Origin of the sequence: Wolbachia endosymbiont of Ctenocephalides felis wCfeT (genome assembly GCF_012277295.1) — a bacterium.
In the GTDB taxonomy this organism is placed as follows: Bacteria; Pseudomonadota; Alphaproteobacteria; order Rickettsiales; family Anaplasmataceae; genus Wolbachia.
In genome coordinates this window covers 927694-949127 of sequence record NZ_CP051156.1, presented here as the reverse complement: position 1 = coordinate 949127, position 21434 = coordinate 927694, and the positions used below count along the sequence as shown (strand labels likewise).

Annotated in this window: 19 protein-coding genes, 1 tRNA gene and 5 pseudogenes; 16 read left to right on the top strand and 9 right to left on the bottom strand. The window is 35.0% G+C overall.

All coding sequences use genetic code 11. The features are described from left to right. Positions 1 to 123 precede the first annotated feature (123 nt). Positions 124 to 294 (bottom strand): DnaJ domain-containing protein, encoded by a 171-nt coding sequence (locus HF197_RS07480; RefSeq protein WP_246168440.1) that lies wholly within the window; start codon positions 292 to 294, stop codon positions 124 to 126. A gap of 244 nt (positions 295 to 538) precedes the next feature. On the opposite strand from HF197_RS07480, the gene HF197_RS04625 reads away from it, so the two are divergent. The 6 genes and pseudogenes from HF197_RS04625 to HF197_RS04600 all read left to right on the top strand — a co-directional run bounded on the left by HF197_RS04625 (position 539) and on the right by HF197_RS04600 (position 5084). Further along, on the top strand, positions 539 to 1102 hold the full coding sequence (locus HF197_RS04625; RefSeq protein ID WP_168464440.1) for a NifU family protein: 564 nt from the start codon (positions 539 to 541) through the stop codon (positions 1100 to 1102). Continuing rightward, entirely contained in the window at positions 1099 to 2331 is a 1233-nt protein-coding gene (gene hisS / locus HF197_RS04620; protein WP_168464439.1) for a histidine--tRNA ligase, read from the top strand. Before HF197_RS04625 ends, hisS begins: the two co-directional genes overlap by 4 nt. Before the next feature lie 155 nt (positions 2332 to 2486). Next, complete coding sequence (locus HF197_RS04615; protein ID WP_168464438.1) at positions 2487 to 3005, top strand: hypothetical protein; 519 nt, start codon at positions 2487 to 2489, stop codon at positions 3003 to 3005. A 5-nt stretch (positions 3006 to 3010) separates the two neighbouring features. After that, positions 3011 to 3205, top strand: coding sequence for a hypothetical protein (locus HF197_RS04610; RefSeq protein WP_168464437.1), 195 nt, complete (start codon positions 3011 to 3013; stop codon positions 3203 to 3205). A 51-nt stretch (positions 3206 to 3256) separates the two neighbouring features. After that, positions 3257 to 4618, top strand: a pseudogene (gene tnpC / locus HF197_RS04605) (IS66 family transposase). 13 nt (positions 4619 to 4631) lie between these two features. Further along, positions 4632 to 5084: a hypothetical protein gene (locus tag HF197_RS04600; protein WP_168464436.1), complete on the top strand. Its 453-nt coding sequence runs from the start codon at positions 4632 to 4634 to the stop codon at positions 5082 to 5084. A 10-nt stretch (positions 5085 to 5094) separates the two neighbouring features. On the opposite strand, the gene HF197_RS04595 is transcribed toward HF197_RS04600, so the two are convergent. Continuing rightward, positions 5095 to 5796: an outer membrane protein assembly factor BamD gene (locus HF197_RS04595; protein ID WP_168464435.1), complete on the bottom strand. Its 702-nt coding sequence runs from the start codon at positions 5794 to 5796 to the stop codon at positions 5095 to 5097. 83 nt (positions 5797 to 5879) lie between these two features. Then, entirely contained in the window at positions 5880 to 6437 is a 558-nt protein-coding gene (dcd, locus tag HF197_RS04590; RefSeq protein ID WP_168464434.1) for a dCTP deaminase, read from the bottom strand. 131 nt (positions 6438 to 6568) lie between these two features. On the opposite strand from dcd, the gene HF197_RS04585 reads away from it, so the two are divergent. The 3 genes and pseudogenes from HF197_RS04585 (at position 6569) to HF197_RS04575 (ending at position 8372) form a co-directional block, all read left to right on the top strand. Continuing rightward, entirely contained in the window at positions 6569 to 6922 is a 354-nt protein-coding gene (locus tag HF197_RS04585) for a hypothetical protein (protein WP_168464433.1), read from the top strand. 18 nt (positions 6923 to 6940) lie between these two features. After that, positions 6941 to 7710 (top strand): annotated as a pseudogene (locus tag HF197_RS04580) (IS5 family transposase). Between the two features lie 218 nt (positions 7711 to 7928). Beyond that, a complete protein-coding gene (locus tag HF197_RS04575) occupies positions 7929 to 8372 on the top strand; it encodes a hypothetical protein (protein ID WP_168464432.1) in 444 nt (147 codons plus the stop codon). Here HF197_RS04575 and HF197_RS04570 read toward each other — a convergent pair whose 3' ends face one another. Further along, entirely contained in the window at positions 8373 to 9563 is a 1191-nt protein-coding gene (locus HF197_RS04570) for a Bcr/CflA family efflux MFS transporter (protein ID WP_369799998.1), read from the bottom strand. A gap of 128 nt (positions 9564 to 9691) precedes the next feature. On the opposite strand from HF197_RS04570, the gene iscU reads away from it, so the two are divergent. The 5 genes from iscU to HF197_RS04545 all read left to right on the top strand — a co-directional run bounded on the left by iscU (position 9692) and on the right by HF197_RS04545 (position 14497). Continuing rightward, on the top strand, positions 9692 to 10111 hold the full coding sequence (gene iscU, locus HF197_RS04565; protein WP_168464899.1) for a Fe-S cluster assembly scaffold IscU: 420 nt from the start codon (positions 9692 to 9694) through the stop codon (positions 10109 to 10111). Next, complete coding sequence (locus HF197_RS04560) at positions 10104 to 10493, top strand: HesB/IscA family protein (RefSeq protein WP_168464431.1); 390 nt, start codon at positions 10104 to 10106, stop codon at positions 10491 to 10493. The genes iscU and HF197_RS04560 overlap by 8 nt, the downstream gene beginning before the upstream one ends. Next, positions 10486 to 10953, top strand: coding sequence for a Fe-S protein assembly co-chaperone HscB (hscB, locus tag HF197_RS04555; protein ID WP_168464430.1), 468 nt, complete (start codon positions 10486 to 10488; stop codon positions 10951 to 10953). Before HF197_RS04560 ends, hscB begins: the two co-directional genes overlap by 8 nt. Continuing rightward, positions 10931 to 12712, top strand: coding sequence for a Fe-S protein assembly chaperone HscA (hscA, locus tag HF197_RS04550; RefSeq protein WP_168464429.1), 1782 nt, complete (start codon positions 10931 to 10933; stop codon positions 12710 to 12712). Before hscB ends, hscA begins: the two co-directional genes overlap by 23 nt. A 108-nt stretch (positions 12713 to 12820) precedes the next feature. Then, entirely contained in the window at positions 12821 to 14497 is a 1677-nt protein-coding gene (locus tag HF197_RS04545; RefSeq protein ID WP_168464428.1) for an aminopeptidase family protein P, read from the top strand. A 323-nt stretch (positions 14498 to 14820) separates the two neighbouring features. On the opposite strand, the gene HF197_RS04540 is transcribed toward HF197_RS04545, so the two are convergent. Further along, positions 14821 to 14896, bottom strand: a tRNA-Ala gene (locus HF197_RS04540). 200 nt (positions 14897 to 15096) lie between these two features. On the opposite strand from HF197_RS04540, the gene HF197_RS04535 reads away from it, so the two are divergent. Then, positions 15097 to 15513, top strand: a complete 417-nt coding sequence (locus HF197_RS04535; RefSeq protein WP_168464427.1) for a hypothetical protein — start codon at positions 15097 to 15099, stop codon at positions 15511 to 15513. Here the strand turns inward: HF197_RS04535 and tnpC (HF197_RS04530) are convergent. From tnpC (HF197_RS04530) to HF197_RS04520, 3 genes and pseudogenes are all read right to left on the bottom strand, one after another. Continuing rightward, positions 15500 to 16860: pseudogene (gene tnpC / locus HF197_RS04530) on the bottom strand (IS66 family transposase). The gene HF197_RS04535 and the pseudogene tnpC (HF197_RS04530) overlap by 14 nt on opposite strands. An 86-nt stretch (positions 16861 to 16946) precedes the next feature. Further along, a complete protein-coding gene (locus HF197_RS04525) occupies positions 16947 to 17540 on the bottom strand; it encodes a TenA family protein (RefSeq protein ID WP_369800029.1) in 594 nt (197 codons plus the stop codon). 43 nt (positions 17541 to 17583) lie between these two features. Next, positions 17584 to 18294, bottom strand: a complete 711-nt coding sequence (locus tag HF197_RS04520) for a TenA family protein (protein WP_168464425.1) — start codon at positions 18292 to 18294, stop codon at positions 17584 to 17586. Between the two features lie 107 nt (positions 18295 to 18401). Between HF197_RS04520 and tnpC (HF197_RS04515) the strand changes: the two are divergent. Continuing rightward, positions 18402 to 19762: pseudogene (gene tnpC / locus HF197_RS04515) on the top strand (IS66 family transposase). A 203-nt stretch (positions 19763 to 19965) separates the two neighbouring features. On the opposite strand, the pseudogene metK reads toward tnpC (HF197_RS04515), so the two are convergent. Further along, a pseudogene (gene metK / locus HF197_RS04510) lies at positions 19966 to 21118 on the bottom strand (methionine adenosyltransferase). Positions 21119 to 21434: the final 316 nt, after the last annotated feature.

Below are 21434 nucleotides of genomic sequence, written 5' to 3'. Positions count from 1 at the left end.
ACGCTAGAACGACACTTTTCTTTATGGCCCATAATATACCTCAAAAGCAGTTATTTCCAAAACGGAAATAACTGAATTTTTCTGCAATTTGTTCTAATTATTCAAGCCAGGACATAACGTTTTTTACTTCTTCAGCAGTTTATCGCGCGCTGCATTCAATTTTTGTGCAAAATACTCTGAACCTCCCTTATCTGGGTGAATTAACTTCATTAACTTTTGATATGCTTTATTGATTTCATCTTCACTAACTTCAGAGTCTAATCCCAGTATTTTTAGCGCTTCATCTCTGGACATATTACTACTGCTGGAATTATGACTCCTACTACCATTAAATTCGTTTAAAAATTTATTTAATATAGAATTCATCATGAAATTTATGTTATTTCTTTTTGTGAGAAAAAGGAAAAAAACAAGAACGCTAGGTAAAACAAACGTAATCATTATAAATCCTACAAAAAAGAAAAAGATAAATGACATGTATATTTTTTTGTTATTTTATGGTTAAATAGTAACAACTATAGTTACTACGGTAAATAACATGTTCATTCAAATTGAAGAGACACCAAATCCAAGTACGCTAAAATTTCTTCCTGGATTTGACATTTTAAATGAAGGAGAAACAGCCGATTTCTCAAGCGCAGGCGAAGTGGAAAATTCTAGATTGGCAGCAAAACTTTTTCAGATAGAACATGTAATGAGAGTGTTTTTTGGTCATGATTTTATCTCAGTTACAAAAGCAGAAAAAGTTACCTGGGACATAGTAAAAGTTGAAATCTTAACCACAATCATGGAGCACTTTACTTCAGGTGGGAAAGCACTGGAAGGTGAAGGCAGTAGTATTCCAGATGAGGAATTTTTCGATGAAAGTGATGTAGAAATTGTAAACAGAATAAAAGAATTGATGGAAAGTTATATTAAACCTGCAGTAGCTCAAGATGGTGGTGATATTAAATTTCGTGGCTATAAGGATGGAATAGTTTACGTTCAGCTTCAGGGTGCTTGCTCTGGCTGCCCAAGTGCTGCAATTACTCTAAAACAAGGGGTGCAAAACATGTTAAGTTATCATATACCAGAAATTGCAGGTATAGAAACCACACTATGACCAATCAAACGGTTAGAGGAACAAAAGACCTCCTCTTTGATGAATGGTATAAATTTAAATACGTTCAGCAGGTAGCAAGTAAGATCTCCAATTTATATGGCTTTGCTCCGGTTGAGACTCCAATATTTGAATATACAGAAGTTTTCACAAAAACCCTGGGTGATGGCTCAGATATTATCACTAAGGAAATGTATACCTTTGATGATAAAGGAGGAAAGAGCATAACTCTACGCCCTGAGTTTACTGCAGCAATTGTTCGTATGCTGGTCGAAAAAAAACTCCAAACGCCACTAAAGCTATTTTCAACTGGACCTCTGTTTCGCTATGAAAGGCCGCAAAGAGGAAGGCAAAGACAGTTTCATCAAATAAATTTTGAAGTTTTTGGTATAGAAAGTCCAAAAGCTGATATTGAGCTAATATCGCTTGCTCAGCACTTATTAACTGAGTTTGATATGGGTAACAGTGTAAAGCTTGAAATCAACTCTCTAGGTGACGGTGAGACAATCAGTCAATATAGAGAAGCACTAGTATTGTACTTTAAAAAGTATCAAAATGACTTATCAGAAGATAGTCAAAATAGGTTAATTAAAAATCCGCTCAGAATATTAGATTCCAAAGATGAAAGAGATAGAGCGATAATTTCTGATGCACCTAAAATTAGCGATTATTATACCAAGGAGTCATCAAATTTCTTCGAGCAGATATTAAATAGATTAACAGCCCTTGGTGTGCCTTATACTGTAAATAATAAACTAGTTCGTGGTTTAGACTATTATTGCCATACAGTATTTGAATTTATTACAGAAAATCTAGGTGCACAAGGAGCAATTTTTGCCGGAGGAAGATACGATAATCTGGTATCTTCAGTAGGTGGAAAGCACACTCCAGCAATAGGATTTGCAGGTGGTATTGAACGCATAATGGAATTAATTAACTATGCCCCAGAAGAAACAAGACCTATTTACCTCATTCCAATTGGAGAGAAGGCGGAAGAGTATGCTACAACGCTTGCAAATGAATTACGCAGGAGTGGTTTGCACATAAATTACGAGTACAGCGGAGCACTTAAAAATCGCATGAAAAAAGCGAATCAAGCCAACGCTAAAATTGCATTGATCTTTGGGGATGAAGAGTTGGGTAGCAATGTCATTAAAGTAAAAAATATGGATACAGGTGAAGAAAAAACAGTTGCTTGTGATAAGGTGAAAACTCTTGTACAGGCATTATAGCATAATTCTCTAAATGTCTGTACAGTTATGATATACGAAAAGTGGTATAAGATGTTGATTTTCTATTAATATGCAATACTTCTATTCAAAGTAGAAATCTCATTTAATTATACACCAAATAATATGGTTTAAAATTTAACTATATTGTTTAATTAATGGAGAAGTTTATGCTTGCGAGTATAAGAGAATTAAATGCGAAAAAAAGGATAAAAAGTTCTGGTATTGAGACACCTATTTCTATTGTCGATAAAGTAGGGCTTTTCACTAGATTAGCTATGCCAATAGTTGCAGGATATGACAGAATTTTTAATGGAAACATGGAAAAAGAGGTTTTACCTAAGGATATGGATGAAACTTCCATTGAAAAGAAGCAAGCTGAGATTAGAAAGGGACTTAAGCATGTAAACATAGAGCCTGAGCCTAAGAATGAATCACCTTTGAATCCTTATTTAGTTGAGGTTCAAAAGAGACTTAAGTCTATTCAAGACAGGGGATCTGAGCGAGATAATACCAATAAATCACCTTTGGATCCTATGAGCCAAAGTATTGATGAATTTGGAATGAACTCTGAATCGTTCAGTAAGTATTTTGATAAAGAAGAACAAAATGCAGATTCTCTTGGTGTATCAGGGCCATCGGCACCAAAGAGAGAAATTGGGCTTTCCAGAGAGTAAGAAACATGCTTATAACCATAACGGATTTCTTTATTAGACCTTTTAGAGCGGAGAGTGAAGTGGCAGGGTCTGTTGCTCCTGACTTTCCTGCTAGTCCTTTTAGTGCAGAGAGCAAAGTGGTTGATAAGGAAGCAGCAGGGCCTGTTGTTACTGAGTTATCTCAAAAAGAAAGGTATCCATTCAGCCGGGCGGTAAAATAAAGAGTAGACAAGGAATGCTAAAAAGGTAAACTAGAGTGGCTGTGAGGTAATATGGTTGATCTTTTAGAATTTTGCAAAAGTTTAAGCAGACTATAGAAAAGTTAGAAACAAAAATAGAAGAGCTTAAAGCAGAAAATAAAGCGCTAAGGATCGAAAACGCTGAGTTAAAAGAAAGGCTTGGCTTAAGTTCAAAAAATTCATCTATACCAAGCTCCAAAGAATTATATAAGATGAGGGAAAATAAGCCAAAAAGTGACAGGAAAGTAGGAGCACAGGTTGGACATAAAGGCAGTTACCGCCCTAAAATGGAGGCAGATGAGATGGTAAAAATAGAACTGCCCAATACGTGTGAGTGCGGAGGAGAAATTGCGGTATCAAAAGATCCGTATACTCATCAAAAGGTCGATTTGCCGGAAATCAAGCCGTATGTAGTTGAATATCAACTAGAGCATGGACGTTGCAAAAGATGTGGAAAAAGAAAAAGTAGCAAGCTACAAGAAGGAGTAACTGCGGACACATTTGGTCCAAGAGTTAAGTCAGTAATTACAGCATTAAGTGGATTTTACAAGAATTCGAAAAAAGAAGTGGCAAATATTATAAAGGACATTTTCAACCTGGATATCAGCGTCGGTAGTGTATCAAATAGCGAGGCTAGAGTGGCAGAAAAATGCCAAGAAGCATATGAGCAAATTGAGGAAGAGGTAAGCAAGAGCAAAATTTTACATATCGATGAAACTAGCCATTACAACAAAGGTAAACAGGGCTGGTGCTGGATGTTTGCGAGCAAAATAGGAAGTGTGATCAAATTGACAGAGTCAAGAGGGGATGAAAGTCCTGGAAAATAGTAAATTTGGAAAGAATAACAACCTAGTAGTGACCGACAGATATGCAGCTTACAACTACTTTTCCAGCAAGAAAAGGCAGGTCTGTTGGGCACATTTAGCAAGAGATTTTGAAAGGTTGTCTCATAGTTGGAATAGCGAAGTGAAAGTTTTGGGGTATTATTTAAGGAATGTTGCTACTGAATTATTTGCATTGAAAAAAGCTCTGTTAAAGGATGAAATAGACACATTAAGGTTCATAAGAAGAGCAAGAAAATTACGCAAGCGAACGAGATATTACTTAAAGAATATATCAAATTTACCCGAGGCAATTGGAGCGTCTCGAGTAGCAAAAAATATCATGAAATCGGATCTGATGATGTGGAAATTTTTGGACGATCCAGAAAATATTCCACTGACAAACAACTATGCTGAGCGACAGATTCGGCATTACGTTGTTTACCGAAAAGTTTCATATTTTACACAATCGAAACGGGGAAATATGTTTCTTGAGAGGATAATTTCATTGTACTTGACTTGGAGGCAAAAGAAGTTAAATCCTTTTCAAAACCTACTGGCTATTGCTTCTTAAGCCATACACCTGAATGGATACAAATTTATTTTTTGATTATAAAAAATATGATCCAGAATATGCAAATCTACCAAGAGAATATAAATACATAGACTTAAAATGCATGAAAGATGCAGTAAATATTGATTTAAGCAAGCATTACTATCATGGGAATACACAGTTATTTGCGATAAAAAAAGGACAGCTTGAAGGGCAATCTTTTGAAAATTATAAAGCTCATATATATGAAAATGCAGAGAATAGAAAGATAGGCACTTTAGTTGATGAATTTGGCTATTTTGATGGGGATCAGTTTCATTATGTGAACCACCACCTTGGGCGTAGCTATAATCCTCAAGATTTAGATATTAAAATTGAAAAGCATGAGGGCAATATTCAGGTAGAAGGCTATAGCATTTATCCATTCATGTTAAGCGATAGCTATCTTAATATGCTGGATTATCTCTGTTATCAAATGAACCTTTAGTGCATAAAATTTAGGATGCAAGCTGCAGTTCTTCTAACATACTCTCATACTGCTTAACTTCTAAATCAAGGCCAAGGGCGGAGTAAGCCACTATCAAATTGTTAATAGATTTAGGCAAGTAATTAGGATTGTTATAATTTACTATATTTTGGAAACGCTTAATTGCTGCCAAATATTCACCGCGCCTTAGATAAAATTGACCAATTGAATATTCTTTTGTTAAAATATGCTCTGTAACTAACTCCACTTTTTCTTGTATTTCATTTGCGTATTGGCTTTCAGGGAAAAGATTAATGTATTCTGTGGCAAGCTCTAGAGTCTTATATGCGATTTGTTGTCCAAGATCTGCTTTATTAATTTGCATGTAATAAGACGATACTCTCAAGTAATATACATATGGCAAATCTTCACCATTTGAGTAAATTTGTATGTAATCGTCCATACTACTTGCAGCTCTACTATAGTCACCCATGTTATAACTTGAAACACCAGATAACAATTTTGCCTTCATTGCCCAGTAGGAAAAGGGGTATAAGTCCTCAATTTTTTGGAATGCTCTTATAGCCTGCTTATATTGCTTGTTATCAAAAAGCTTCACTGATTCCTCATATAGCTCGGATTCACTTTTTTCAGGAGGAATGTCAAAATCTGCGTACAATTGTGTAAATGAGCAGATTGTTAGGATAAAACACGCAACTATAAATTTGTACATAGATTTTTAAGGCAAAAGATAAAGTATAGATCTAAATACTATCTAAATAAATAAATTTTTAAACAGGAATATTTGATAAGGGACTACTTCACTAGCGGCAAAGTAATTCCATGTTGATTCATATACTTTCCCTTCATATCGTCATATGATTTTTCACACTCACTTTCACCACTTAAAAACACAAACTGGCACGCTCCTTCATTAGCATAGATTTTTGCGGGAAGTGGTGTAGTGTTCGAAAATTCTAATGTAACATGACCTTCCCATCCAGGCTCTAAAGGAGTAACATTGACTATAATTCCACATCTCGCATAAGTTGATTTGCCAACACAGATAACAAGTACATCTCTTGGTATGCGGAAATATTCAACTGTGCTTGCAAGCGCAAAACTATTTGGAGGAATTATGCATACATCAGTTTCCTTATCTATGAAGCTATTTTCGGAAAAATCTTTAGGATCTACAATAGCTGAATTGACATTGGTGAAAATCTTAAATTTATTACCTACTCTTGCATCATATCCATAAGATGACAACCCAAAAGATATAACACCTTTGCTGTTTTTATGATCCACAAAAGGCTCTATCATTCTAGAATTTTCAGCTTTTTCTCTTATCCATTTGTCTGGCATGACTGCCATAATTGGCTCCTTAACATTGAGTAATACTTATGATGATATGAAATAAAATTTGAATGTAAACCGCAGATCTAAACTATATTTTAATAATTCTAATAAATTATGGAAAGTAGTATAATAGTTGTGAGGTAAACATGGCAAATAAATATATAGAATTATGGATTGAAAAGCACGACAAACCTTATTGTGATCATGTGCTCTCGCGGATGAGTGTTACGCAACTCAACCAAGTGAAAGTGCTAGCAAAAGGCATAATCCTTGATGGTCAAAGAACTAAAAGTATCAAGCTAAAGCAAGAGCATTTATCTTTGTCGACTTATGCATTTTTTTCTGGGGCGATAGGCTTGTTTTCTTCTCTGCTTATGCCAATATTTTTTAAAAATGGTTCCGTTGCAATATCGTCTTTAGGTGCATTAACAACTTTTGCGTCTTCCTTAGAAGGTGTCTGCAAAGTATGTAGAAAAGTAGAAAAAAGGACAATTATGTGATACAAGGATAACTTTAACATGTATCCAAGTGACATAAAAGACAGTGAATGGGAAATTTTAAAGCCATATTTTGAGCCAAAAAAGACAGGTAGACCAAGAAAACACGATATTAGAACAATTATTAATGCAATAAGGTACGTAATGAGAACAGGCTGCCAATGGAGACAATTACCTAAGGATTTCCCACCATGGAAGACAATTTACAGTTGGAACACACGACTAAAAAACACTGGAAAATGGCAAGAAATACACGATATTTTAGTAAAAAAAGTAAGGGAGGTAGTTGGTAAAAGAGCCACACCATCAGTTGGAATAATTGACAGCCAATCAGTAAAAACGACTCAAAAAGGGGGGCCAGAGGTTACGATGCTGGCAAGAAAATAAAAGGTCGAAAACGGCATATTATTGTAGACACGCTAGGACTCGTGATTACGGCAGATGTACACAGTGCAAGCATCCAAGACCGCGAGGGAGCTTTAGATCTTCTGGTAAAAGCAAAACAAAAAATACCAACATTACAGAGGTTTTTTGCTGATCAAGGATACACAGGTAACCTTAAAAACAGATGCTTAATAAAAACAGGATGTTTATTTACAATAGCAAAAAAAGCTCCTAATATTGCGGGATTTGAGGTTATACCGAAGCGTTGGATTGTTGAAAGAACTTTTGCTTGGCTTTCCAATTTTAGGCGTATGAGTAAGGATTATGAGCATTCTCCTCAAACTTCGGAAACCAATATTTTCTTTAATATGACTACTATTATGCTTACTAAATTAGCTAATTCTTGAGTTTGCAGACACCTTCTTAATAAACCGTAAAACTCTTACTGATATAAACAAGCTGGAAATTTCTACTAACATACAACGCAATAAACCTATTTAAAGAGCACGAAATTAATGCAGTTGCAAGTGAGCTTTTAATACGAATTAGCAGTTATACACACCACACTCCGTATGCCTGCCCTCTACATATAAGAAGTTGGCATATTAAAAATATCTCTAATATAATGAAAAAAGCAAATGATTGTGATACATCCGCTTTATATAACAATGATAAGGTAAAAGCACTTCTCAGTGAGGCATTTTTTGAACTCAACTTTCCTAAAGAAATAAAAATTCATAAGCAAAGTAAGAATCTATCATTGAAAGAATTTATTGTTGGTTTATGCCTTGTATGTGCGTCTTTATCATGTGAGAAGTTGTATAGAATTAGTAACATTTCTGACCTAAATAAAAGCTATGTGCCAAATATGGTGCTTTATACAGGAGCATTTGTTGCATTCTTTTCTTCTCTATGGTGTATTTGGGATAAAATCTCTCTGCGCATTCTAAAAACAAGTTTGAATTACTGGCTTTCTGATTCTACTATTCAAAGAGAGATAGATGGTTCAATGACTCAGACTCCATCAACTAGCAGAGTAGCATGCAGTGAAGCCTATTGCCATATGTAGCTATCTCCTCATTTTGGAAAGAGATAGCATTTTAAACATTATAGCTGCAAGTATGGAACATACTATTGTCAATATAAAATTGGCTAAAATGCCGTAGGAAAAAAATTCCCCTACTATATATATTCCAACAGCTCCAAATGTTGTGTTGCAAAATGAGATAATTGCACTACCAAGCCCTATATCCTCGATTGTTTCTAGTGCAGATGTCATATTATTGCTTATTATTAATGCAAGCCCAATATTGTTTGGAATCCAACATAATACGAGAGTTAATATGTTTAACTTATCTGTTAAGTAAAGGCATACTAGCAAACAGTCAGATATGATTGGTAAAATTAAACCTATAGTTAACATCTTACTCACTCCCAGCTTAGGGACGTATTTTCTGTTGATTAAAGTACCTATTATGTAAAATATAACTATGATTGATATGAAATAGCCGAAATACTTAACTTCAATTTTCATAGATTCAAATATGAATGGGTAGTTTGCAATGTATGCCCATAGCCACATGAAAGTTAGACCATGGATAATTGAAAATCCAAGAAAACGATAATTGTTAAATACCAATATGTATTGCTTAAACATGTTGATAATCACAGTTATTATGCTGATTTTCTTCTTGCTTATAGTTAACGTTTCTTGTAGCTTAAAATAAATCAAACCAAGCATAATCACTGCTGCTATTGATGTAATAATAAATAAAAATTTCCAGTGATAACCATAAGCAATGATGTAACTGCCAACTACTGGAGCAACTCCAGGTGAGAGAGCTACAACCATATTTAATTTTGAAGCTGCTCTTGAGTAATCACTACCAGAGTGCATATCTCTTATTGTTGCATATCCAACAACACCTGCAACACCACCACCAGCTCCCTGTATAAAGCGAGTAAGTATTAAAAGCTTAATATCTTCGGTGATGCAACATAAAATACTTGCTACAGTAAAAATTACCATACCAATTAGCAATATTCGCCGCCTGCCATAATGGTCTGATAGTGGACCGTAAATTAACCCAGAAATCGAAAACCCCAGCAGATTTAAGCTAATTGTAAGCTGAACTGTACTGCCTTCTACATTAAAATAGTGGGCAATGCTTGGTAGCGCAACTGAATATAAGTCGGTTGCCATATCAACAACTGCTACGCAAAGTATTACAATAAGCGATATAAGATTTTGTATTGTCACAAAAATGTTTGCTGAGCCACTGAAATTTATTATAGTATGTTTTTTTTGTTAGTATATTAGTTTAATTTACACTTTGGTTCTCAGCCTAAATATGTTATAATGTCAAGTAGTAGTTCATGGATAGTTTTATGAGTTATAATGAAAAGATTTTAGATCATTATGAAAATCCAAGAAATGTTGGTTCTTTGGATAAAGATGACCCAAATGTTGGTACCGGTCTTGTTGGTGAGCCTTCGTGTGGTGATGTGATGAAGCTACAAATAAAAGTAAGTGATAGCGGTATTATCAAAGATGCAAAGTTTAAGACTTTCGGTTGTGGTTCTGCAATTGCCTCAAGCTCCTTGCTAACAGAGATGATTAAAGGAAAGACAATTGATGATGTAAAAAAGATTAAGAACACTCAATTAGTAGAAGAATTATCCTTACCACCAGTAAAGATACACTGTTCAGTGCTTGCTGAGGATGCTATCAATGCCGCTATTCATGATTACCAAAGCGCAAACAAAGTAAAAATGAAGAAGAGAGTGCAGCAGGTAGCTAATGAGTGAATATCAAGGAGTGAAAGCAATAAAAGAAGATAAAAAACCTATCACTATTACTGCAAATGCGGTGGAGAGAGTAAGGTATCTACTGGATCAAAAAAAGCCTGAAGAAGAAGCAATAGGAATAAGAGTGTTAATTAAGCAAAAAGGATGTTCTGGCCTGAAATATGACATTGAATATGCATATGATGTTCGCCCTTTAGAGTCAGTCATTGAAGAAAGCTGCAGTGATGGTAGAAAAATTAAGGTACTAATTGACCCAAAGTCTATCATGTTTATTCTTGGCTCTGAAATGGACTATGTAGAGGAAAAATTTTCATCAGGTTTTGTTTTTAAAAATCCTAATGAAAGTGGAAGATGTGGTTGTGGAGAAAGTTTTTATGTCTAGTAACTATTTTTCATTGTTTGAAATTGAGCCAGCTTTTAATGTCAATTCTGAAGAATTAGAGAGAAAGTATATAGAGCTTAGCAGAAAATTTCATCCTGATGTAAATGATGGGCAATTTGGGAATATAGCCAGTATTAATAAGGCATATGAGGTGCTAAAATCACCACTAAAACGAGCTGAGCATTTGCTGGATTTTTTTGATATAAAGAGCAATAAGGACCATTTAAATTCTGAAATATTAAGCGAGTCAATGGAAATAAGAGAGTATTTGCTGGACTGTGATGATATACAATTTGCAAATAGGATGATTGAGGGAAAAATAAAGAGCTGTATTGAAAATATCTCTAATGCCTTTGCTAAAAAGAATTTTGGTGAGGCTGCTACACAGGCGGTGAGATTGAAATATTTATATAAGTCATTTGAAGAGGTAAAAAAACATGCGACCAATTCAAATTTCTGAGCCAAGTTCAAGGGAAGTAGTGTTTGGAATAGATCTTGGTACTACCAATTCCTTGATTGCTATGGTGAACGAAGCTGGCAATATAAAAATATTTGAAGATGAGCAAGGTAGGGGGGGGATACTGCCTTCTGTTGTTTCTTACGAAGATGGTGTGTTGAAAACTGGCTATAATGTTAGTCAAAACGCAATTTATTCAATAAAGCGTTTGATGGGTAAAAGCATTGATGATTTAAGCAAGGAGAATACTCATTTTACAATAGACTATGAAAGCGAGAAAGTTATCAGAGTAAAATGCGCAGAGGAAAAATATCTCACGCCAGTTGAAATTTCTGCAGAGATATTAAAAGCTTTATGTGATAGAGTCACAAAATCTACAGGAATGAGAGTGAAAAAAGCAGTAATTACTGTACCGGCATATTTTGACGATGCAGCACGTAATGCAACCAAATATGCAGCGAAGCTGGCTGGTATAGAGGTACTTCGCTTAATAAATGAGCCAACTGCTGCCGCACTTTCTTACTCTATTGAGAAGAATAATAACAGTGGAATGTACGCGGTTTATGACTTGGGTGGTGGTACATTTGATATTTCAATATTGAAATTGCACCAGGGAGTGTTTCAAGTTCTTGCAGTTGGTGGTGATACTAAACTCGGTGGTGATGATTTTGATCGTTTGCTAAGTTCAATTGTGCTTGATAAGTATAGAGAAAAGTCGGCAGGTGTTATTAAGCAGTTAGATAGTAAGAATTGGATTTCAGTATCAAGTACTGGAATGACAGTCACTGGGTTACGCTCTGTTAAAGAGTATCTCAGTAAAAATACCTCAGGTATTTTTAAATTTAACATTAATGGTGAGATGCTTGAATGTGAAATTACTAGGAAGGAATTTGAGCAGGCAATTGGTCCTTTGGTAAATAAAACTATTAATATAGTAACCCGCACTATAAATGACATAGATCTCAAAATTGATGATATAAAAGGAATAATTCTAGTTGGTGGCTCAACTAGAGTGCCATTAGTTAAAGAATCACTAGCCAGACTTTTTGGGGATAAAATACTTAGTGATGTTGATCCAGATAAAGCAGTGGTGAGTGGTGCAGCTTTGCAAGCTTACTACCTTACTTCAAAATCAAAGGACAGAAATGTTCTTCTGGATGTTTTACCTTTATCACTTGGCATAGAAACTATGGGGGGCATAGTTGAGAAAATTATACCAAGAAATACGCCACTTCCAGTTTCAGAAACAAAAGAGTTTACAACTTATGTTGATGGACAAACTGCAATGAAGATTCGTGTTTGTCAGGGGGAGCGTGAAATGATAGGGGATAATAAATCTTTAGCAGAATTTGAGCTTAAAGGTATACCACCACTGCCTGCAGGTTTTGCGAAAATTGAAATAGAGTTTACAGTTGGCGTTGATGGAATATTGACTGTCACTGCAAGAGAAAAAACTACTGGAGTTGAGCAAATTATTGAAGTTAACTCAAGTTCTGGCTTAAGTGAAGCAGATATCCAGAATATGGTTAATAAATCAATAGAAAGTTTTAATGAAGATATAAAAGCTCGTTCTCTTGCAGAGGCTAAAGTCAATGCTAATAAACTCATACGTTTAATTGAAAATCTATCTTCTGATGAAAGGTTGAAAACTCTTCTACAAAATGTAAGAGACACCCTTCAGGGAAATGACCTTGATGAAATTAATGATGCTGTTGCGAAATTAGAGAATGCTTCTTTAGAGCTTTATGAGTCAGCGAGGTAGTAGAGCTTTGGAAAGGAAGCTAACAGATGTATCAGTTATGTACGAGAGACCTAAAACACTATACAAATCCTTCTAAAGTGTCTATTTTTAAAAATCACAGGGTATTTTATGTCAAAAATCGAAGAATTTTGTTCATTTATGCGCAAAATAGGTGTTGAAGCATTTATTTTGCAAACTAAAGGTGAATATTTAAATGAATATTCAGAAGAATTAACAGAGCTATGTGGCTTTACCGGTACAAACGGAGTACTGATTATTACACAAAATGGAAAGTGTCCCTTTTTTACAGACGGTCGTTACACCACACAAGCTCACAATCAGCTCGATCAAGGCAATTTTCAAGTATATAATATACAAGAAAAGGATCCATGTTCATGGATAAAGGCAAACACAACATCAATCACTACTTTAGGCTATTATTCAAAATATTTTACCATAAAAGATATAAGAAAGTATGAGAATATATGTGAATTAAAACTCCATCCAATTGAAAAAATAAATAATTATCAAAAGCAGGCAATAGTTGTTCATGATATTAAATATTCTAGTGAAAGCAGCAAAGATAAATGCAAAAAAGTAGCTACCCACATAATTGAAGCGACTCTTTTAACTGACTCTAATTCAATCTCATGGTTATTAAATTTGAGGAACAAAAATGCTCAATATACTCCATGCATATTGGGCCGTGCTATATTGTACAAAGATGGTCACGTTGATTTATTTATTGAAAATAAAGAATATTCAACTATAGAAGGAGAGCTAGAAAGCCATATAAATATTTTCGACATCGGTGAGCTTGAAAGTGCGCTGAATAAACTGAATTCAGTAGTGATAGACCCAAGCACAACTCAAGTGAGTATTATCAATATGATCAAAAACAAGCAGGTAATTGAAGGAGAAAATCCGTGTTTACCGTATAAAGCAATAAAAAATCAGACTGAAATAGCAGGGGCTATAAATGCACACATTAAAGATGGAGTTGCAGTTACAAATTTCCTCTGTTGGCTTGAAGATAGTATTGAAAATAAAGTCACAGAATTGGGTATAGAAGAAAAGCTCTTAGAGTACAGAAAAGAGCAAGAGCTCTTTAAACGGTTGAGCTTTCCAACAATTTCAGCATTCAATGAAAATGGAGCAATAATTCATTATCGCGCAAATAATAACACAAATAAAGTGATCGAAGGAGATGGACTCTATCTGATTGATTCTGGTGGTCAGTATCTTGATGGCACAACTGACATTACAAGGACTATTGCAATTGGAAAGCCAACCAGTGAGCAGATTTTTCATTATACAGTAGTGCTAAAAGCACATATTGCAATAGCCAGTGCAATCTTTCCTGCAGGCACTACCGGTGGAGAGTTGGACATATTAGCACGCATGCAATTATGGAAATTCGGCATGGATTATATGCATGGAACTGGGCATGGCGTAGGAAGTTATTTATCGGTGCACGAAGGGCCACAGGCAATATCAAAAGGTAATAAAATAAAATTAATACCTGGCATGATACTATCCAATGAGCCAGGTTATTACATTCCAGGTAAGTATGGAATAAGGATTGAAAACTTGATGTATATTGATCAGTGTGAAAATGGCTTCTTGTGCTTTAAACAATTAACCTGTGTTCCATATGATAGAAGATTAATAGACGTGCAAATGCTTACTGAAGATGAAATTAAGTGGATAAATGATTATCACAAGTTTGCTTATGAAAGTCTAAAAGATAATATTAGAGGCTCTATAAAATTACAACAAAGTTTTACTTTCAAGATAGCTCTGTAAAGGAGAAATTCTTAGCAATATTTGTAGAAGTCTGGTGGTCCAAAGTATACCAATCATCATTATTGTAAAGCCGAGAATTGCTTTGAATTAATGGCTATATATCTTCATGTCATTTTTACCATTATTTTAATTTCATAGTGCATATTTAATTTATGAGAACTTTGTAAGGTGTTTTATGGGAAAGGTTGCAAAATATCTTGGTGTTGCTGGTGTAAAAGATAAGAAAAAGCTATAGATTTAAAAATATGAGATGTTAACTTTCTCTAAAATAGGTAAAAACCCCTGATATTGTAGAGGATAGAGATGAAGTTCGAATTCTTGAATGGTGGAGGCAAGCGGGTTCGAACCGCTGGCCTTCTGCGTGCAAAACAGATGCTCTACCAACTGAGCTATGCCCCCAGATCTAGCAATTCTTACTTCAAGCATAAGTTATTTGAGTTAGAACACAAGAAATATTTAGATCATGTGTGAAGCAATAGCAGTTAGTTATGATTCCGGATAGCTTTGTAGCATAGGCAGCGCCTGTAAAGAAATCAAGGTATATTATAAATTATTTTACCATTTTATGCTAAAATAAGTATTTTATACAGATAAATATTATGACAACGTTAAGTAATAAAGATATTGCTCGAGTTATGTGCCAGAGAGGTATCAAATGCGAGTTATCAGATGAAATATGTGATAAGTTTAGAAATAAGATTAAAAAAACATGTGAAAAAGTTGTAGTAGATCAACTTAAAGAGGAATGTAAAAGAGATTTGACATCACAATTTAAAGAGATAGAAAAAAGTGTAGCAAAGAAGTGTGGGGAAGAGTATAAAGATAAAGTATGTGGTTTTGGAGGTGTTAGTTGTGAAGAAGAGGAGTGGGAATGCATGGCCATACTTAAAGCAGAGCTTCTGGATAGAGAAATCAGAAAATGTGAAGAGGGAAAGTCTCTAGTATTAGGTGAGAAGGGTAAGTTATACACAAAAGAAGTATGTATCCATTCAGGTGTATGGCTTAAGAAGCAATAGCCAGTAGGTTTTGAAAAGGATTTAACTTCTTTTGCCTCCAAGTCAAGTACAATGAAATTATCCTCTCAAGAAACATATTTCCCCGTTTCGATTGTGTAAAATATGAAACTTTTCGGTAAACAACGTAATGCCGAATCTGTCGCTCAGCATAGTTGTTTGTCAGTGGAATATTTTCTGGATCGTCCAAAAATTTCCACATCATCAGATCCGATTTCATGATATTTTTTGCTACTCGAGACGCTCCAATTGCCTCGGGTAAATTTGATATATTCTTTAAGTAATATCTCGTTCGCTTGCGTAATTTTCTTGCTCTTCTTATGAACCTTAATGTGTCTATTTCATCCTTTAACAGAGCTTTTTTCAATGCAAATAATTCAGTAGCAACATTCCTTAAATAATACCCCAAAACTTTCACTTCGCTATTCCAACTATGAGACAACCTTTCAAAATCTCTTGCTAAATGTGCCCAACAGACCTGCCTTTTCTTGCTGGAAAAGTAGTTGTAAGCTGCATATCTGTCGGTCACTACTAGGTTGTTATTCTTTCCAAATTTACTATTTTCCAGGACTTTCATCCCTCTTGACTCTGTCAATTTGATCACACTTCCTATTTTGCTCGCAAACATCCAGCACCAGCCCTGTTTACCTTTGTTGTAATGGCTAGTTTCATCGATATGTAAAATTTTGCTCTTGCTTACCTCTTCCTCAATTTGCTCATATGCTTCTTGGCATTTTTCTGCCACTCTAGCCTCACTATTTGATACACTACCGACGCTGATATCCAGGTTGAAAATGTCCTTTATAATATTTGCCACTTCTTTTTTCGAATTCTTGTAAAATCCACTTAATGCTGCAATTACTGACTTAACTCTTGGACCAAATGTGTCCGCAGTTACTCCTTCTTGTAGCTTGCTACTTTTTCTTTTTCCACATCTTTTGCAACGTCCATGCTCTAGTTGATATTCAACTACATACGGCTTGATTTCCGGCAAATCGACCTTTTGATGAGTATACGGATCTTTTGATACCGCAATTTCTCCTCCGCACTCACACGTATTGGGCAGTTCTATTTTTACCATCTCATCTGCCTCCATTTTAGGGCGGTAACTGCCTTTATGTCCAACCTGTGCTCCTACTTTCCTGTCACTTTTTGGCTTATTTTCCCTCATCTTATATAATTCTTTGGAGCTTGGTATAGATGAATTTTTTGAATTTAAGCCAAGCCTTTCTTTTAACTCAGCGTTTTCGATCCTTAGCGCTTTATTTTCTGCTTTAAGCTCTTCTATTTTTGTTTCTAACTTTTCTATAGTCTGCTTAAACTTTCGCAAAATTCTAAAAGATCAACCATATTACCTCACAGCCACTCTAGTTTACCTTTTTAGCATTCCTTGTCTACTCTTTATTTTACCGCCCGGCTGAATGGATACAGAGGAATCAACTATAGCTTATTGTTGAATTTTGAAAATTATATGCACTACTCCAGAAGTCTAACTCAAACTGTGCAGTTATTCTAAATAATTCAAGCATTCTTCTTCTTCCACTCTCTCCCACCCTGCTGCAGTACTTATCAACAATACTCTCCAAAACACAACATCCAGACTCTACCACACCACCACTATAAAAATCAAACCAGTCTTTGTATTTGTTATTTTTCTTAAATTTATGCTTCATACTAAGAATAACTGTCCGATAGATAAAAAGGCAAGAATATAAAACTGTAATAGCTTCATAAGTGTCATTATATGCCGTTGATAAAAGAAAATTAGTAAAGTTGAAACAAGCAAGGGATTTTTCCCCTTGCCTGATACCATACACAGTAAAATAATGTTCATATAGCACTCTGCTAATTGCTATTGTTCCTCTCGCCACCTCAACTAGCTGGACAATATCTTCTACTTTCGACGCTATAATTAATAGAGCACGAATATAATCATCCAAAAACAGCGTGTCCTGCTGGATGTAAAATTTAAAGCTCTCTATGTTGAGAGTATTATTCATCAATTCAATATTGAAAGGATGCTCTACCATCTCTCTCAAAAGATTTGATCCATAACAACTAACAATTATGTCGCTAAACACTATCAGAACGCAGGCAACTTATCGCCAATATTTCTTCGTCATTAGGCTTATTAGAATAATACATTTCATCCCAGAATGCTATTTCAAGCTCTAATCCATTACGAAAAAACTTCAGCATCTTTTGCTTCTCATCGTTGCCAGCTTTTTTGTATAACTTATTCATAATGTCTGTTACAGCATCAATTGTATCATTCATTATATCAGTGCTATAGATATCAATCCACTTCTGGTATTTATTATTTGCAATCACATCATCTTTTGTCATATAACGAACAACTATTTGGTATATACAAAAGCATGGGTAAGAAGCCGCTAATCCTTCAGCTACTAAGTTATGATATGCAGCACGCATGAAAAAATCAGTAAAAGCAGAGCAAGTTCTTGCTTTCTTATGATCATCAGACAAATCACAATCCGGAAAATATTCTTTATACTGGCCGCGTACACCAAAAGCCCCACCAGCTACAAAGGTTAATTTATCCATTATCTCAATGTCATTGGCTTTAGCTGCAATAATCAACAAAGCACGAGTACAGTCTACCAAGTATAAAAAATCCTGTTGTAGGTAGAATTTAAACTTCTCATAATCCAATGTACCATTCACTAATTTGGCATTGAAAGGATGCTTTTTTATTTCATCAATTAAATAATCTGCTTCTCTTACAGCTACACTATAAAATTCTTCTTGTATATCGTTGTACATTATTAGCCTCACAATAAATCAAAATTATGTATCCATTCAGCCGGGCGGTAAAATAAAGAGTAGACAAGGAATGCTAAAAAGGTAAACTAGAGTGGCTGTGAGGTAATATGGTTGATCTTTTAGAATTTTGCGAAAGTTTAAGCAGACTATAGAAAAGTTAGAAACAAAAATAGAAGAGCTTAAAGCAGAAAATAAAGCGCTAAGGATCGAAAACGCTGAGTTAAAAGAAAGGCTTGGCTTAAATTCAAAAAATTCATCTATACCAAGCTCCAAAGAATTATATAAGATGAGGGAAAATAAGCCAAAAAGTGACAGGAAAGTAGGAGCACAGGTTGGACATAAAGGCAGTTACCGCCCTAAAATGGAGGCAGATGAGATGGTAAAAATAGAACTGCCCAATACGTGTGAGTGCGGAGGAGAAATTGCGGTATCAAAAGATCCGTATACTCATCAAAAGGTCGATTTGCCGGAAATCAAGCCGTATGTAGTTGAATATCAACTAGAGCATGGACGTTGCAAAAGATGTGGAAAAAGAAAAAGTAGCAAGCTACAAGAAGGAGTAACTGCGGACACATTTGGTCCAAGAGTTAAGTCAGTAATTACAGCATTAAGTGGATTTTACAAGAATTCGAAAAAAGAAGTGGCAAATATTATAAAGGACATTTTCAACCTGGATATCAGCGTCGGTAGTGTATCAAATAGCGAGGCTAGAGTGGCAGAAAAATGCCAAGAAGCATATGAGCAAATTGAGGAAGAGGTAAGCAAGAGCAAAATTTTACATATCGATGAAACTAGCCATTACAACAAAGGTAAACAGGGCTGGTGCTGGATGTTTGCGAGCAAAATAGGAAGTGTGATCAAATTGACAGAGTCAAGAGGGATGAAAGTCCTGGAAAATAGTAAATTTGGAAAGAATAACAACCTAGTAGTGACCGACAGATATGCAGCTTACAACTACTTTTCCAGCAAGAAAAGGCAGGTCTGTTGGGCACATTTAGCAAGAGATTTTGAAAGGTTGTCTCATAGTTGGAATAGCGAAGTGAAAGTTTTGGGGTATTATTTAAGGAATGTTGCTACTGAATTATTTGCATTGAAAAAAGCTCTGTTAAAGGATGAAATAGACACATTAAGGTTCATAAGAAGAGCAAGAAAATTACGCAAGCGAACGAGATATTACTTAAAGAATATATCAAATTTACCTGAGGCAATTGGAGCGTCTCGAGTAGCAAAAAATATCATGAAATCGGATCTGATGATGTGGAAATTTTTGGACGATCCAGAAAATATTCCACTGACAAACAACTATGCTGAGCGACAGATTCGGCATTACGTTGTTTACCGAAAAGTTTCATATTTTACACAATCGAAACGGGGAAATATGTTTCTTGAGAGGATAATTTCATTGTACTTGACTTGGAGGCAAAAGAAGTTAAATCCTTTTCAAAACCTACTGGCTATTGCTTCTTAAGCCATACACCTGAATGGATACGACTTGGAGGCAAAAGAAGTTAAATCCTTTTCAAAACCTACTGGCTATTGCTTCTTAAGCCATACACCTGAATGGATACAAAATTATTACCTTAATAGTATATTAATTAAATTATACTATAACAAACTAATGTAAAAATACTTGGTTGTAAATTAAAAATTTCAGTAGTCCAAAAGGTTACTTTAAAATTTTGACACACTTATTTTATCAAATTCTTTACAGAGAGCAGCGGATAAATCCGTATCCTCCCAAGAAAAACTGCCATCCTCTTTCAGTTTTTTACCAAAGTGTCCATAACAAGCTGTGTATTTATATATAGGCCGATCAAGTGATAAATGCTTAATTATGCCTATTGTTGATAAATCTACATTGTCTTCAATGAACTTTGCAATCCTTTTTTCATCTATTGTATTTGTGCCAAATGTATCGATATAGAATGACGTAGGTCTCGGCATACCAATTGCATAAGAAAGCTGTACAAGACATCGTTTAGCTAAATCTGCAGAAACAATGGTTTTTTGCAAGATACCTTGCCATATAAGCTGCAGATCTATCAACTTTAGTTACATCTTTCCCAGAGAATGCTCCATCACCGTGTGGAATGTAACCTCCATAAGTGTCAACCATAATTTTCCTACCAGTTAGCCCACAATCACCAACTGGACCACCAATAACAAATCTACCTGTTGGATTAACCAGGAGATTTTTTTCAAAACACATCCACCCTTTAGGCAAAGATGAAACTATGTAAGGATAAATTATTTCCTTTACTTGCAATTGATTTAGATCTTCAGGATGCTGTATTGAAACAACAATATTTTCTGCTCTAACTGGAAGACCGTTCTCATATGCCAAAGTAATCTGCGACTTTGCATCTGGACCGAGCTTTGGAATCTTTTTTTCTTTTACTGCACTCATAATATTTTTCAAAATCGAATGCGCATAGAAAATAGGTGCAGGCATGAGACTTTCCGTCTCTGTTGTAGCATAACCATACATTATTCCTTGATCCCCAGCTCCTTGATCAACTCCCACTGCAATGTCGTTTGATTGCTCATGAAGCAGTATACTTACTTTTACTTTCTCTGGGTGAAATCCATCATGCTCATAGCCAATATTTCTTATTGTACTTCGTACAATATTTTCAATTTTACTATTTTCTATACTTGGACCAAATACCTCTCCAGCTACGATAACATTATCTTTAGTAACTAAAGTTTCTATTGCAGCTCGCGAGTTATGATCATTTGCAAGATACTCATCGAGTATTGCATCTGAAATTTGATCTGCCACCTTATCTGGGTGGCCAGCAGCAACTGATTCGCTGGTTTTCATTTTGAGGCAAAATTTCTCTATTTATATAGTATACACTTTTTTACTGATTTTTAAACTTTTGATTACCGTAGTATTGTGCTACTCGTCTGAACGGACACATACTTTTACTAATAATTATAATATCTATAGTATAATTATTAATATTAAATATTAATACAACTAAAATGGCTACCAAAACCAAAGGAAAATCTAAAATGAAACTCACAATGAGTGAAGGTAAAATTAAAAAGATCCTTATCCTCTGCGTTATAGTTTTCGTGATTTATCTTGTCCACGAACCAGTTATAAGTACAATTAAAGATCTCTTTTAAGAACT

What these genes read in the sequence shown, in the direction of transcription:
- HF197_RS04575 (WP_168464432.1), top strand. Translation starts at nt 7,929, where the DNA reads ATGAAAAAAGCAAATGATTGTGATACATCCGCTTTATATAACAATGAT.
- hscB (WP_168464430.1), top strand. Translation starts at nt 10,486, where the DNA reads ATGTCTAGTAACTATTTTTCATTGTTTGAAATTGAGCCAGCTTTTAAT.
- iscU (WP_168464899.1), top strand. Translation starts at nt 9,692, where the DNA reads ATGAGTTATAATGAAAAGATTTTAGATCATTATGAAAATCCAAGAAAT.
- HF197_RS04560 (WP_168464431.1), top strand. Translation starts at nt 10,104, where the DNA reads ATGAGTGAATATCAAGGAGTGAAAGCAATAAAAGAAGATAAAAAACCT.
- HF197_RS04595 (WP_168464435.1), bottom strand. Translation starts at nt 5,796, where the DNA reads ATGTACAAATTTATAGTTGCGTGTTTTATCCTAACAATCTGCTCATTT.
- hscA (WP_168464429.1), top strand. Translation starts at nt 10,931, where the DNA reads ATGCGACCAATTCAAATTTCTGAGCCAAGTTCAAGGGAAGTAGTGTTT.
- HF197_RS07480 (WP_246168440.1), bottom strand. Translation starts at nt 294, where the DNA reads ATGTCCAGAGATGAAGCGCTAAAAATACTGGGATTAGACTCTGAAGTT.
- HF197_RS04585 (WP_168464433.1), top strand. Translation starts at nt 6,569, where the DNA reads ATGGCAAATAAATATATAGAATTATGGATTGAAAAGCACGACAAACCT.
- HF197_RS04520 (WP_168464425.1), bottom strand. Translation starts at nt 18,294, where the DNA reads ATGTACAACGATATACAAGAAGAATTTTATAGTGTAGCTGTAAGAGAA.
- HF197_RS04600 (WP_168464436.1), top strand. Translation starts at nt 4,632, where the DNA reads ATGGATACAAATTTATTTTTTGATTATAAAAAATATGATCCAGAATAT.
- dcd (WP_168464434.1), bottom strand. Translation starts at nt 6,437, where the DNA reads ATGGCAGTCATGCCAGACAAATGGATAAGAGAAAAAGCTGAAAATTCT.
- HF197_RS04610 (WP_168464437.1), top strand. Translation starts at nt 3,011, where the DNA reads ATGCTTATAACCATAACGGATTTCTTTATTAGACCTTTTAGAGCGGAG.
- HF197_RS04545 (WP_168464428.1), top strand. Translation starts at nt 12,821, where the DNA reads ATGTCAAAAATCGAAGAATTTTGTTCATTTATGCGCAAAATAGGTGTT.
- hisS (WP_168464439.1), top strand. Translation starts at nt 1,099, where the DNA reads ATGACCAATCAAACGGTTAGAGGAACAAAAGACCTCCTCTTTGATGAA.
- HF197_RS04625 (WP_168464440.1), top strand. Translation starts at nt 539, where the DNA reads ATGTTCATTCAAATTGAAGAGACACCAAATCCAAGTACGCTAAAATTT.
- HF197_RS04525 (WP_369800029.1), bottom strand. Translation starts at nt 17,540, where the DNA reads ATGGTAGAGCATCCTTTCAATATTGAATTGATGAATAATACTCTCAAC.
- HF197_RS04535 (WP_168464427.1), top strand. Translation starts at nt 15,097, where the DNA reads ATGACAACGTTAAGTAATAAAGATATTGCTCGAGTTATGTGCCAGAGA.
- HF197_RS04615 (WP_168464438.1), top strand. Translation starts at nt 2,487, where the DNA reads ATGGAGAAGTTTATGCTTGCGAGTATAAGAGAATTAAATGCGAAAAAA.